The organism is Alteromonas sp. AWJ4_197, assembly GCF_056160285.1.
The window spans coordinates 222,966-235,613 of the sequence record NZ_JBSWWW010000003.1 but is presented as its reverse complement, the minus strand read 5'-3'; the positions used below and the strand labels follow the sequence as shown (position 1 = coordinate 235,613).

General features: G+C 33.2%; 11 protein-coding genes. 8 read left to right on the top strand and 3 right to left on the bottom strand.

What is annotated here, in order from left to right:
• Nucleotides 1-16: 16 nt before the first annotated feature.
• Entirely contained in the window at nt 17-1,243 is a 1,227-nt protein-coding gene (locus ACXAGC_RS07630; protein ID WP_474843808.1) for a threonine/serine exporter family protein, read from the bottom strand.
• 127 nt (nt 1,244-1,370) lie between these two features.
• Between ACXAGC_RS07630 and ACXAGC_RS07625 the strand changes: the two genes are divergently transcribed.
• From ACXAGC_RS07625 to ACXAGC_RS07590, 8 genes are read left to right on the top strand one after another with little or no spacing between them, the layout of a single operon-like run.
• Nucleotides 1,371-2,498 carry a polysaccharide pyruvyl transferase family protein gene (locus tag ACXAGC_RS07625; RefSeq protein ID WP_474843806.1) on the top strand — a complete coding sequence of 376 codons (1,128 nt, stop codon included), beginning with the start codon at nt 1,371-1,373 and terminating at the stop codon, nt 2,496-2,498.
• Nucleotides 2,499-3,275, top strand: coding sequence for a sulfotransferase domain-containing protein (locus ACXAGC_RS07620; RefSeq protein ID WP_474843804.1), 777 nt, complete (start codon nt 2,499-2,501; stop codon nt 3,273-3,275). It begins immediately after the preceding gene.
• Entirely contained in the window at nt 3,241-4,263 is a 1,023-nt protein-coding gene (locus tag ACXAGC_RS07615) for a hypothetical protein (protein WP_474843793.1), read from the top strand. Before ACXAGC_RS07620 ends, ACXAGC_RS07615 begins: the two co-directional genes overlap by 35 nt.
• Nucleotides 4,250-5,497: a lipopolysaccharide biosynthesis protein gene (locus ACXAGC_RS07610; protein WP_474843791.1), complete on the top strand. Its 1,248-nt coding sequence runs from the start codon at nt 4,250-4,252 to the stop codon at nt 5,495-5,497. Before ACXAGC_RS07615 ends, ACXAGC_RS07610 begins: the two co-directional genes overlap by 14 nt.
• Nucleotides 5,490-6,512, top strand: a complete 1,023-nt coding sequence (locus ACXAGC_RS07605) for a glycosyltransferase (protein WP_474843789.1) — start codon at nt 5,490-5,492, stop codon at nt 6,510-6,512. The genes ACXAGC_RS07610 and ACXAGC_RS07605 overlap by 8 nt, the downstream gene beginning before the upstream one ends.
• 4 nt (nt 6,513-6,516) lie before the next feature.
• Nucleotides 6,517-7,068, top strand: coding sequence for a polysaccharide biosynthesis/export family protein (locus ACXAGC_RS07600; protein ID WP_474843787.1), 552 nt, complete (start codon nt 6,517-6,519; stop codon nt 7,066-7,068).
• A 9-nt stretch (nt 7,069-7,077) separates the two neighbouring features.
• Complete coding sequence (locus ACXAGC_RS07595; RefSeq protein ID WP_474843785.1) at nt 7,078-9,216, top strand: GumC family protein; 2,139 nt, start codon at nt 7,078-7,080, stop codon at nt 9,214-9,216.
• Complete coding sequence (locus ACXAGC_RS07590) at nt 9,176-10,234, top strand: nucleotidyltransferase family protein (RefSeq protein WP_474843783.1); 1,059 nt, start codon at nt 9,176-9,178, stop codon at nt 10,232-10,234. The genes ACXAGC_RS07595 and ACXAGC_RS07590 overlap by 41 nt, the downstream gene beginning before the upstream one ends.
• Here the strand turns inward: ACXAGC_RS07590 and ACXAGC_RS07585 are convergent.
• Nucleotides 10,208-11,368, bottom strand: a complete 1,161-nt coding sequence (locus ACXAGC_RS07585) for an outer membrane beta-barrel protein (RefSeq protein WP_474843781.1) — start codon at nt 11,366-11,368, stop codon at nt 10,208-10,210. The two genes, ACXAGC_RS07590 and ACXAGC_RS07585, sit on opposite strands and share 27 nt — an antisense overlap.
• Complete coding sequence (locus ACXAGC_RS07580; protein ID WP_474843779.1) at nt 11,361-12,647, bottom strand: O-antigen ligase family protein; 1,287 nt, start codon at nt 12,645-12,647, stop codon at nt 11,361-11,363. Before ACXAGC_RS07580 ends, ACXAGC_RS07585 begins: the two co-directional genes overlap by 8 nt.
• Nucleotide 12,648 lies beyond the last annotated feature (1 nt).

Here is a 12,648-nt window from a genome sequence, read left to right as displayed (position 1 = left end):
CAAAGCGTAGAAAGTACTAAAGTGCCTTTTTTGTCGGCGCCACAACATTCGCAAATATCAAACCTGCAATAAGCGACATGAATATCAAGAACACTTCCTGTCCCACATGCTCAGCAGCCACAAAATCCTGACCGGAAATAAACGAATTTAATCCGATATAGGTCTTGGAACCCGGCACCAGCACGATCAAACCATGCATACCCACAATGGTGTGAGGCTGGTGGGCAATGCGTGTAAACAAGTTAGCAAACACACCTAAAGCAAATGCACCCACGAAGGTGTTCAGGCCAGGCCCCATAAACGCCGCACTCCATACCGAAGCCCCGTAGGCAATAAATGCGGCAGCGATCGCCCAGGGAATATGTTTAGGGCGGGTACGAAATATTGCGACAAGAGAACAACTTAATAAAAACACCGCCAACCAGGTTGCCCATTCAGGCAATGATTCCGCCGGTTGATAGACATTTTCCCCGAAAAAGGTAAAACCGATAGACACACCGAGAAAGGCACCAAAATACAATTTGAACAACTGCATTAATGCATCCATCACCCTTGCTGTTCCGGAAACCATATTTCGTGATGCTAATTCAGAAAGCCCCATGGTGAGGGCTAAACCGGGCACGAAGATAATCACAGAAGAAAGAACGATAAGAGGAATGTTTATCCCGGGGTCGATATACCGGCCGATTGCACAAGCAGCCAATCCAGCGATAAAGCTGGTCATGGGTTCCAGCATTAAGTTTACGCGCTTAGAACGAAGTGCCCACAGAGACCAGAAATAAGAAAGCAGACCAAGTAAACCGGACCAGCCAATTTCAGCCCAACTTGCCCCCATCAACATGGCAAATGCACCAGTACCTACCGCAAACGAACAACCCGTGATAAATTTTCCATAAGGAGAAGGTAATGCATCTATCTCAGATAGTAGCTTATCGGCTTCAGTCAGTGTAACCTTACCCAAAAGGAGTTCACTGGCCAACCCATCCACATGGGAAAGGGAATTTAGATCTAATTCACCAGGTTGTAACCTGGATGCGTGAGTATATTCGTCTTCGTGACCATCAGACCAAATAACAAAGGTTAGCGAAGTCGGTGTGGCAATTATTGATGCCCGGACACCAAGATACGTAGCGACTTCTAAAAGATACGCTTCCAGACGGAAGGATGGCGTACCATACTTGTGTAGCATCTTTCCCAAGCGTACGATAAATCGACGTTTTTGTATAAATTCGGCTGTGTGCAACGGCTTACAGATTATTTGTAAAAAAAATACTTTAGCTTAGTAATAAAAAAATTAAAAGATTACTTTTAAAATTAATATTAATAAAGATCTAAATAAACCAAAAGTCAGATACGGAAATATCATATTTATGAAATCAAAAAAAAATGTCCTGATTCAAAATGCATACTCAAAATACAACTCAGGGGATGGACTCCTAGTGGATATTACATTTGATCTTTTAAAGGACGCAATAGGAGACTTTGATTACAAAATAGTTGCAAATGATCCTAAAAGCTTTGATGCAGACTATAAAAATTTAATACAAGCAAGATCTGCTTCTGCAAATAAATTAGTAAGAATAATAAATTCTATAAAAAATGCTTTTAAAATTATAAAGTATAAACTTACAAAAAAAATTGAAATTAGTGAATATAATGCAGAATCTGACAATAATTATGATTTGATCATTTCTGTTGGTGGCGGTTATATGAGGGGGAAGGGGGTACTTGAAGCTCTGAAAGTGTCTCTGAATAATATGGTACAACTACTGTGGGCTAGTAAGCAAAATACACCAACCATATACCTTTCACAGAGCGTAGGACCATTTACTTACAAACTTCAAGAGAATTTAGTTAAAGAAGCTGCTTTAAACATAGGAACATACTATGTAAGAGATAATAGATCAGCTAATTTACTAAAAAATTCCGTTAGAATAGCTGATTTAGCTGTACTACAGATAGCAAATAAAATTGAAATTCCAGAGTCTAGATCACTAGAGAGAGTTTACCTAGTTGTTCGAGATATTAATTTCCCAGCAGAGGTTAAGAAGAAATACATAGAAAATGTTGAAATAATAAGAAACCATTTTAAAAGATCAGAAATTGTCATACAGAGTGAAGGTCGAGGTAATAACGATCGTGCTTTTGCCAGGGAGAGTTTTGGTCTAGATAATCTTAAGACACTGAAAGAAGCTATTGACAATGAAAAAGGTGTTGTTATTTCTGTGCGCCTTCATGGCGCGATTGAGACTATGTTAAATGAATGTCCTGCAGTGCATTTATCATATGAACGGAAAGGCTTTGGAGCGTATGAGGATCTTGGACTAGATGACTATGTTGTCAATGTCGGTAATTTTGACGCGATTAGTATTATTGAAAAAGTTGAAAATCTATTATTAGACCAAAATAACTACTGGGATAAAGTCTCTAAAAACAAAGAAAAATTAATAAAGCAAAGAGACACAATTGTAAAAACAATAAAGGACTCAGTTGTATAAATGTTACCGAAAATATACTTAGTTGGACCAAGAAAAACAGCTACAACAACGTTGTACGAATTGTTCAAGAAATCAGATGTCATTTCTGTAGTCGAAAGCGTAAAAGAAATTCACTACTTCGATAAATTTTATGATAAAGGGATAAGTTGGTATGAGGGATTTTACAAAGGTATGGCTGGTACTTTAGTAGAGGTTTCGCCGAGCTACTTTGATAAACAAAACATACCTAATAGGATTTCCGAAATAACAAAACCCAAGATAGTAATAACATTAAGGGACCCTTTAGAACGTTGCATATCTGATTACCTGCATCATTTAAGATATGGACATACGCGCGCAAGGATTTTAGATGCGATAAAAGAGTATCCTACGATTATCGAATCGAGTAGATATTCGCTGAATATTGAGCGTTGGCGAGAATCTTTTGGTCAAGATAATGTTTTAATAATGTACTCATTGCAAAACGAAGAAATTGAATCGCTAGAAAAATTTATCGGTGTGAAAATTGGCTCAGAAATAGATCAGATTCTTAGAGAAAATGAGGGCGGACATTATGGAAACTATTTTGTTACTAAGATTGTATCTAAATTAACCTTATTATTAAGAAGTTTCAAACTGAACGGTACCATCGAATATCTAAAGAAAAAAGGACTGAAAGAAAAATTATATAAAACGAAGAAAATTGATAAAGATGATTTGATAGATGAAGACGAGAAAAATATTTTAACTGAAGAATTAAAAGATGAAATACTTAAGTACAATAGTAGAAAGTTTTAGTCTATCAGCATCACCTAAGCAAGATATAAAGACATCATTGATACTTGCGATACTTGCATTTTTAATTTTTCTACCATTGAAAAGTGTATTCACTCCGAACGATCATCAAGGTTATACGGATATGGTCGAAGAAACTCAAAGGGGGAGTTTCGATGCTTCTGAGGCCGAGGGAAAACTAGCAGTAGCTTTAGTATATTCGACAATGTCCTCTGTTGTAGATTATACGGTTATTACGATTTCGGCTTTTCTTTTTTTCCTGTTTATTGTCGCAAGACATAGCGAAAATTTATATACGCTAGGAATATTTTTAGTATTGCTAACTCCAATCTCACCATATTTTTGGTTTATAACTAAAGAAGCACTTATCTTTTTAATATTTGATATATCATACATAGTTTACTTTATCCTTAATAAAAAAAGAGTGGCAATATTTACGTATATATTCCTAATTACACTATTTGGAATTTTTATAAGAAACTACTATATAATTTTACTATTGGGCGCTTTAGTAACTTCTACAAAAATGGACTTTCGAATTAAGATGATCGTTTTAGCCTCCGGTATAGTTGGGATCGGAATGACAGATGGGGTTGTTGAATATGTTTATAACGCTAAGTATGAAATGTGGGCTAGATTATATTATTATTCTGATGTTAATACTCTATTTGAAATGAATTTTGTCAATAATCCTAATATATTTGACTTAGTATACGTTGCTCTTTCGAATTATTTACAAATCCTTTATACCCCAATAAAATTTTTAGACCACCGCGGAATTATTGTTTTAGTAACTTTACTTTGCTATTTCATAGCTTTTAAGAAAATTTTAGCAAAAAAATTAACGTTAATTTCATCTTTCTTTGTTTTGCTATTTTTCTTCTTGGCATTTATGGTGCCGGATAGTGGCACATTTATTAGGCATGTATCTGCTGCCGTCAGCGTGTTTATGGCTGCATATCTGTATCGAGAAAAAAATGAACACCTCTAGATTAATTTCTAATACGGCGATTGTACTTGGAGTCAAAGGAATAAGTGCCGCACTAAGCTTTTTAATCGGTATATTATGCACTTATAAATTTAACTTGGAAGTTACGGCTGAATATTATGTTGCTCTGTCAGTGATATTAATTGGTTCGACAATCAGCCGATTAGGTCTTGTGAATTTTATACTTAACAAATTTTCGGGCCTAAGATCAATAAATAGAGAGATTCCCTACTTATTTTCGTTAACATCATCTGCTTTCTTGGTTTCACTAGTAATATCAGTGCTGCTCTGCATATTATTGTTTATTCCCTTTTTCGACAAATACAAGTTAAGTATTACTGCTGGGTTACTATCTATTCCCTTTCATGCTGTTTGCTTTTGTTTTTGTGCATACCTTCAGTCAAAATTAAAATTTGTTTATTCGAATTTATTACAGAACTTTGTAAGCTATTTGATTACTGTCTTTATTATTTTGATGTCAAAAGATTCAAATTGGATTTTATTCAGTATACCAATCGGATATTCAATATCATGCCTATTCGCTTATATTTTGATAACTAAAAATTTACAAGTTGGTTCTAGATTTCCAATCAAATTACTTAGTTTAAACAGCCTTATAAGGAAAACAAAAAGTTTCTTGATTACGGATCTTGCTGTTGTTTCAACTAATTGGTTACCAATACTTCTTTCATCTATATTCCTAAATAAAGATGATACAGGGGTATTATCTCTGATATTAAAGCTATCTTGGCTAATATCATTCATGCTGATCTCTGCAAACAGTGTATTTGCACCAGTAATTTCAAAGCTATATAAGAAAAACGAAATGGAAGCTTTGAAGAGTACCTATCGAAAAGTGACTATTGGACTTGCTGTAATTACACTTCCAGCAATTGTATTTGTTGTTCTAGTAATAAATTATTTTTCAAAAGATTTTAATATTTTAGTTTATGAATATCGTGAATTGTTCTATATAAGCATTCTTACCCAGTATCTGATTGTGATTTTAGGTCCAGTTTATTTTCTAATGTTAATGACAAATCTATCAAGCATGTCTGCAAATATTATGATTCATAGTGTCTTATTGGGTAATGCAGTTTTTTTCACGCTTATATATTTTTATGGGATTACCGGAGCAGTGATTGCCTTTTCTCTAATGTGTATTTTGCCGAGAATAGCAATGTCAATTGTTTGTTTTAAAAAATTTAGAGTGTTTTCTTTCATAAACTATGGTTAATATACTTCATATAACAGAAAGTTTTGGTGGCGGGGTAGTATCTGCGCTTAACGCCTACGTTGAAAATAGTAGTTTTGCATCGCATTATTTGATTGCTATTAAGCGAAATGCTGATTTAACCGGAGAGGAATCTTTCGGTTTATTTGATGAGGTAGTTTTTTCTAATAGAGGATTATCTTTTCTTAAAACAATAAATAACGTATATAGTGATTTAAATCCTGATTTTGTGCATGTTCATAGCAGTTTTGCTGGTGCAATTGTGCGACTTTTTTCGCAGATCCCTACCAGGAAGATAATCTACACGCCTCACGCTTACTCTTTTCTTCGCGAAAGTAATAGTGTCCTTTCCAGAAAAATCTTTTATGCTGCTGAAAAATTGTTAAGTTTAAGGACAGGTAAAGTAGGCGCATGTAGTGAAGAAGAAGGAGCTATTGCTCGCTCTTTAAATAGTAAGATTCAAGTTCAACATATTGTTAATATTGCGGGTAAGTTACCGGCACCAGCAGATGTTGAACCACCTTTTAACGATTCTAAAAATCTAATAATATGTATGATAGGAAGGATATCAGCTCAAAAAGGTTTTGATTTTTTTGTAAAAGTTGCCGAAATATGTCCATCCGCTAATTTCTTATGGATAGGCGGTAGTGACAGAATGCTACCAGAATTACCAAAAAATGTTCATGTAACGGGATGGATATCAAGAACTGATGTATTAGGTTACCTTAAAATTAGTAGCATATATATGCATACAGCTGCGTGGGAGGGATTCCCAATTTCTGTTCTCGAAGCTGCTGAATTTAAAAAACCTATTTTGCTAAGAGCTATAAAGCCTTTTTCATTAGAAAAACTTACTGTAGCGAAGGACATATTTGAGATGAAAGATATGATAGTATCTTTTGATAGTAACTCTAAACATGTAGCTAAGAACAATCAGGAAAGAATAGTTGAAAACCATAGTCCGGAACGGCTAGAACAAGCTTTAACTAAACTTTATAGTTTGAACAATTATGGATAAAATTATGAATTTAATTAATATAAGATGTTTATATATATTAACAATTTTTCTAATAAGTTTCGGAACTTGTGCATCTGATGAAATAACAGGAACATCAAGTGAATATACTGTAAGCACTGGCGATGTTCTTAATATTAACGTTTATGACGAGCCGGACTTAAGCACCAAATCAAATCGTGTAAGTTCCTCAGGAAATATTACTCTACCATTAGTAGGGAAATTATATGTTAAAGGTTTTAATTTAAGTAAGATTGAGAATGAAATAGTAAAATTATATAAAGGCGACTATCTAAAGAACCCAAGTGTTTCAGTTCAAATTGAAGAATATAGACCATTTTACATCAATGGTTATGTCAACAAACCTGGTGGTTACGCATATAGAGAAAACCTAACGATACAACGTGCTATTACAATCGCAGGTGGTTTTCACGAACGTGCTTCAAAATCTTCGATTTTCATTGAAAGAGAGGGTAGTAATGGCAAGCGCGAAAGTGTTGATTTGAACACCAAAGTTAATCCTGGTGATGTTGTTACAATTGAAGAAAGTTTTTTCTAAGGATAGATGATGTTAGATAACAGTAGCAACAAAATTGATATCGGTGAATACATAGCTATTCTACTAAGACGTAAGTGGTTCATAGTTTGCTCCGTTCTGCTAGCGTTAGCATTCAGCGTACTATATTTAAAAGAAGCGACACCCATCTATAAAGCAACAGCAGTTATTCAAGCTGATCCAATTCAGCCAAATTCTTCTGCGAGTGATCAATATATAATGAACTCAATGGTGTTTCTTTTTTATGAAACACAATATGACATTATTAAATCTAGAACAGTGGCAGAAGATGTTGTAGATAAATTGGAACTTGTGGAACGTCAAAAAGAAAGAACAATATCAACAAGTGATAATAACGGATTACTACAACAGATAAAGTTAATTCTGGGTAAAGATGAAAACTTTTCTCTTCCGACAGACGAAGAATTAAGGCTTTCTCTTGCGCAGAGTATTCAATCTGGACTTGATGTGGAAGGCGGGAAGCAATCACAAATTATCAATATTAGCTATGAGTCAAAATACCCAGAGGAAACTGCTGAAATTGTTAATTCTATAGCTGATTCGTATATTTCATTTGGATTAAAGTCTAGATTGGAACGTTTAAAATCAACTTCCACTTGGTTAAACAACCAAGCTGAAGATCTTCGTGTAAACTTACAGAAGTCAGAGTTAGAGTTAAAAAATTATAGATTGGCACAAGATCTGATTGATACAGAGCAGCAATCCAGAATTGCGAATACGCAACTTCAAAATTTAAATTTAGAATTAATTCGTGCTCAGACAAAGCTATCGGAATCTACTGAAATCTACCAAGAGTTGAGAAAAGTATCTGCTGACGGTCGTAAAGTTGGTTCTATTAGCACAATACTTTCAAATAGAGGTTTGCAAGATATCTCAAAAGAGTTGGCTGATTCTCAGAGAAAAATAAATGAATTAAGTGAGCGGTATGGCGAGAAACATCCTGCGATGATCGCTGCTAGAAGTGATTTTGCTTCTGTCGAAAAGACATTTAGTGCAGAACTAGAAAAGATCAAAGATAGTATTGAAAAACAGTACAGGTTAGATCAGTCACAGGTCTCAAATATAAAAAATCTAATAGAAGATACAAAATCTAGTCTACAATCATTTCAATCTGACACTTTTGAGCTAACTAGATTAGAGCGGGAAGTCGAGAATAATCGTAGGATATATGAATCATTCTTAAACAGATTGATGGAGACCGATATTACATCAGACTATGACGCATCCAATATTAGAATTATAGATAGAGCTACGGTCCCTCTAACACCGGTTAAGCCAAGAGCAATCCTAGTACTTATCGGATTTACATTTGTCGGTATCTTCTTGTCTATATTGATTATATTTGTGTATGAATCAACAATTAAGACATTCACAACACCAGACCAATTAGAAAATGCTTTCTCTAAAGCTGTAGTAGGTATTACGCCATTACTAGGAAAAACTGAGCAAAGAGAGACTGTAATTCAATATCTAAAAGATAAAAAGAGTCTCTTTTCAGAAAGTATTAATTCAATTAGAACTGGTATATTGCTTCAAAACCTTGACAGCCCACCAAAAACGATTCTTGTAACATCATCGCGAGCGGCAGAAGGAAAATCTACACTTGCTATAAACTTGGCCGCATCCCTAAGCCAAATAGGGCCAACATTATTACTAGAATTAGATTTAAGAAAACCAAGTATTGCAAAGCGATTAAGCCTTAATAGTAATTTCGGAGTGTCAGATCTTATTACTCTGAAGAATCCAATAGAAAAACTTGATGCTATAAGGTATCAAGATTCATTGTCTATTCTTACATGTGGAGCGATACCTGAAAATCCAACTAAGTTCTTAAGTACTAATGAATTTAGAATGCTCATTGATAGCCTTAGAACACAATTTGAATTTATTGTTATAGATAGTCCACCTTTATTGCCCGTGACAGATAGCGCGATACTCTCAGAATTAAGTGATGCGACACTTATAGCTGTAAAAGCTTCTGAAACCAAAAATAATTTTATCAAAGAGACAATTAAGCGTTTAGAGCGTGTGAACGCGAATATCACCGGATTGGTACTTACACATGCGTCTACCAAGAAGATGAGTAACTATGGGGATCACTATTACCAAGATTCATATTATGGAGAGTAGAAAGAACTTAGTTAATAATATGATCGATGTGGAAATCACACGTAGCATTTCTGAAGGGAGAAGATTGGGTTATAGTCTCTCTCCCTCAGAAGTTGCTAACATTGGACAGAATGGTTTAGTAAATTTGCTATACCACAATAACCCCAATTTATTATGTCTTAAAAATGTCTCAAATTATAATAAACTATATGCTTTTGAGTTTAAAATTTTTAAAGATGCTTTAGATAATTCAAAAATAAAGTATATCGTCTTAAAAGGCTTTGCTATGGCAAATAGTTTATATAGTAAACCTGACTTAAGGCCAATAACAGATATTGACATACTTGTACAGAAAGAAGACTTGTTAAAAACCATTTATTTATTTAGTAAATTGGGATACTCAATATATTTTACATATGAAGGTTCTCGTCAGATTCTTATTAGAAAGAGAGTTGGGCGTCATTTTTTCGATTTTGACATACATGTTGAACTTTTTAACACCCCCATTCTATCTAAGCTATCCAAGCAATTATCATATTTTGATAATACAGAAACTTGTCGTTTAGATTTTGTTATATTCAATAATAAATATAAGTTGCTACATGCAATTTTCCATTATGCATTACATCGCTCTAAAGGTGACTTGTTGAAAATAATTTGGCTTTATGACATCCACCTTATTGTTTCAGCAATGACAGATGAAGAGAAAACTTGGATAATCAATTTTGTGACTACAAATAAAGTATTAACTGTCTTTAACTCTGTTTTGAATGATGTTGAATTTTATTTTGGTAAACAAATAATTAAAGCAAGTGAAGAAGGAAAGAAAAGTTGGATGTACATGCCTTTGACAAAGCCGAATTCTAAATATTCTCTTTATTTAAGAGAAATATATTCGCAATCTTTAGTTCAAAATCTTAGATATTGGCTTACTAAACTTCAAATTAGTAAGCAATATCTAGAGATAGAGCGACATGAAAACTATTCATGGAAAAGTTATTTTCTGGCTAAATTAAAAGATGGAATAGATAAATCCTAAAGATACTCTAGTATTATCAAAATTTGCTAAAGCAAAATTTGAATTTCTATTTTGTGATACAGCATTGATAAATAAATCCATTTCAGTAAATAAATTGTAATTTAACTGAGTCTCAAAAGCGTAGAATTTATCTTTTCTTAAGGTGGTATAAGCTAATTCGTCATTTACGAAACCAAAATTTATTGATGCAGTCAATCTGTTTGTAAATTTGTGCGTGAATTCAGCAGTATATTTATCTCGAATAAGGGCCCCAGCATTCTCGATTGATGAGTCAAGACTTTCTCTTGATGCCAAGATGTTTACCTTAGAATAGCTATTTACAGCAAGATTTGCTGATAAATTATAAGAAACACCACTTGTATCGTTTAGGTTTTCTTGTTCATAATCTCGTTCTTGATATCCGAAATTTCCTGCTATGTTTAGTTTTTCTGAGTATTGCCAGTCAACACCTACACGATATATGTAATTAGAGTTATCTAATTCGATACTATCTGCATTTTGAAAATCATTCTTGTTTATTATCGCTTCGATATAAGTTCGTGTATTTGTAGCTAGCCGATAAGAGAAATTAATGCGGTAATGATTTGAATCATAATTTAGATATGCAAATCTATCATTTTCATAATCTTTTTGAATGTATCTATAGTCAAACGTAAACTTGCCGATAGCATCATTGCGTCCGTAGTAGGTTACTATATTAGCTTCCTTTTGCTCATATCTATTATACTCTTCAATACCTTGTTGAATTCGAGTAATCTCAGCCGGTTCTTCATGGAGATTCTTGTAAGAAATTTTAGTTAAAGTACTTAATTTTTCGGTAAAAGATGAGCGAAGTGCGCCCTCAAGATCATGATCATAATAATCTGCACTAGACACCGAAGAGTTCTTGTTGTAATCGCCCGTATATGAGAAATTGACTTGTTGTTTTCTATATAATGTTTCTACATCAAATAATGGTTTGATAGAGATCGAATCATCCGACTTACTAAGACCAGATGAACTTCTGAACAAGTTATCGTCGTAATTATATGCCGATTCAACAGACAAATGGCTTATTGTTTCTCCATTAACATTGGCACAAATAGTGTATATAGGAAATGACACAATTATGTATCTTCGGGTTAATTTATTCATTACTATGTAGTCCGTTGTAATTTACACTATCAATTTTTGAATAGACTGCAAGTATTGTAAAGAAGATGATTGCTAATAGCAATAAACTAAATACATCATCAAATATTGCTTGTATGAAAATCATCAAAAGTAGGGATTCTAAGTAAATTTTTGATTTGCTTTTTTCGTTTATCTTAAAATGATTGCTAAAAAATTTGTATACAGAAAATACTAAAATACAAAACCCAATTAAACCAATTTCAGCTAAAAATTCTATGTATTCATTATGTACTCGTTTGGACATCTTTGTAATTTTCAGATTAGATGATTTTAACGACTGATAGTTAAATTGATAATTACCGATTCCCACCCCTAACAATAGGTTGTTGGAAGCTACATTAAAACCGTTTTCTATTAGTGCAATTCTACCTTTATCGTTTATTCCGTCATTTGACAATCTTGCAATAAATGAAGAGTAAGATATTATCGCGATCAATATAGGAAGTACTATTATTATTCTCTTACAGTTATTTTTAATACTAAGCGTTCTTGTCCTAATAAAAATATATAATAAAGTCACTGTTAGTGTGAAGAAAATTCCTCTACTGCTTGTGTTAGAAATTATATAAAAAGAAAAGATAACATAAGTTGCAGTTATAGTTAGACCGTATTTATAGCTTTTAAATACGTTTTCATACAAATATAATGCTAGGGGTATTGATATAGAGATGTAAAAAGCATAATGATTTTTATAACTAAAGGTTCCTCTAATGCCTTTACTCCATTGATATGTCCAAGGAGGAATTGCTGAAACTATTGCGAGTTTACCCCCTAAATAATAATTAAAAGCTGAGTAAATCTCTGTAATAAAAATACCTGTAATGATAAGAAACAGGATGTTATTAATTTCTCTTTTCGTAACGCAATAATTCTTGATTAGCAAGTAAAATAAAATCAATCCTAAAACACTAGCAATCTCTACAATATTATGTGTTAGGGAAAAAACTCTTCGACTATTGGTAACTTCATATTCAGAATATAAGTAGATGGAAATGGATGAACTTATTAGGTAAGCTAAAAATACAACCTGTGTTTTCGTAAAAATGAAGTTATTTAGAATTGATCTTTTCGAGTTTATAATGTAGTGTAAGAATGATAATAATATTACTAAAAGTATTAATATTTTTTCACTTAATAATTCTAGTCCATGAAGCCATGGACTTATTATAAAGACAAATGAAAGATACAATTTAAAATTTTTGTTTGCCTTAGTTTCTTGGGCTTGGTTTACATATCTCATA

What these genes read in the sequence shown, in the direction of transcription:
- ACXAGC_RS07625 (WP_474843806.1), top strand. Translation starts at nt 1,371, where the DNA reads ATGAAATCAAAAAAAAATGTCCTGATTCAAAATGCATACTCAAAATAC.
- ACXAGC_RS07620 (WP_474843804.1), top strand. Translation starts at nt 2,499, where the DNA reads ATGTTACCGAAAATATACTTAGTTGGACCAAGAAAAACAGCTACAACA.
- ACXAGC_RS07615 (WP_474843793.1), top strand. Translation starts at nt 3,241, where the DNA reads ATGAAATACTTAAGTACAATAGTAGAAAGTTTTAGTCTATCAGCATCA.
- ACXAGC_RS07610 (WP_474843791.1), top strand. Translation starts at nt 4,250, where the DNA reads ATGAACACCTCTAGATTAATTTCTAATACGGCGATTGTACTTGGAGTC.
- ACXAGC_RS07605 (WP_474843789.1), top strand. Translation starts at nt 5,490, where the DNA reads ATGGTTAATATACTTCATATAACAGAAAGTTTTGGTGGCGGGGTAGTA.
- ACXAGC_RS07600 (WP_474843787.1), top strand. Translation starts at nt 6,517, where the DNA reads ATGAATTTAATTAATATAAGATGTTTATATATATTAACAATTTTTCTA.
- ACXAGC_RS07595 (WP_474843785.1), top strand. Translation starts at nt 7,078, where the DNA reads ATGTTAGATAACAGTAGCAACAAAATTGATATCGGTGAATACATAGCT.
- ACXAGC_RS07590 (WP_474843783.1), top strand. Translation starts at nt 9,176, where the DNA reads ATGGGGATCACTATTACCAAGATTCATATTATGGAGAGTAGAAAGAAC.
- ACXAGC_RS07585 (WP_474843781.1), bottom strand. Translation starts at nt 11,368, where the DNA reads ATGAATAAATTAACCCGAAGATACATAATTGTGTCATTTCCTATATAC.
- ACXAGC_RS07580 (WP_474843779.1), bottom strand. Translation starts at nt 12,647, where the DNA reads ATGAGATATGTAAACCAAGCCCAAGAAACTAAGGCAAACAAAAATTTT.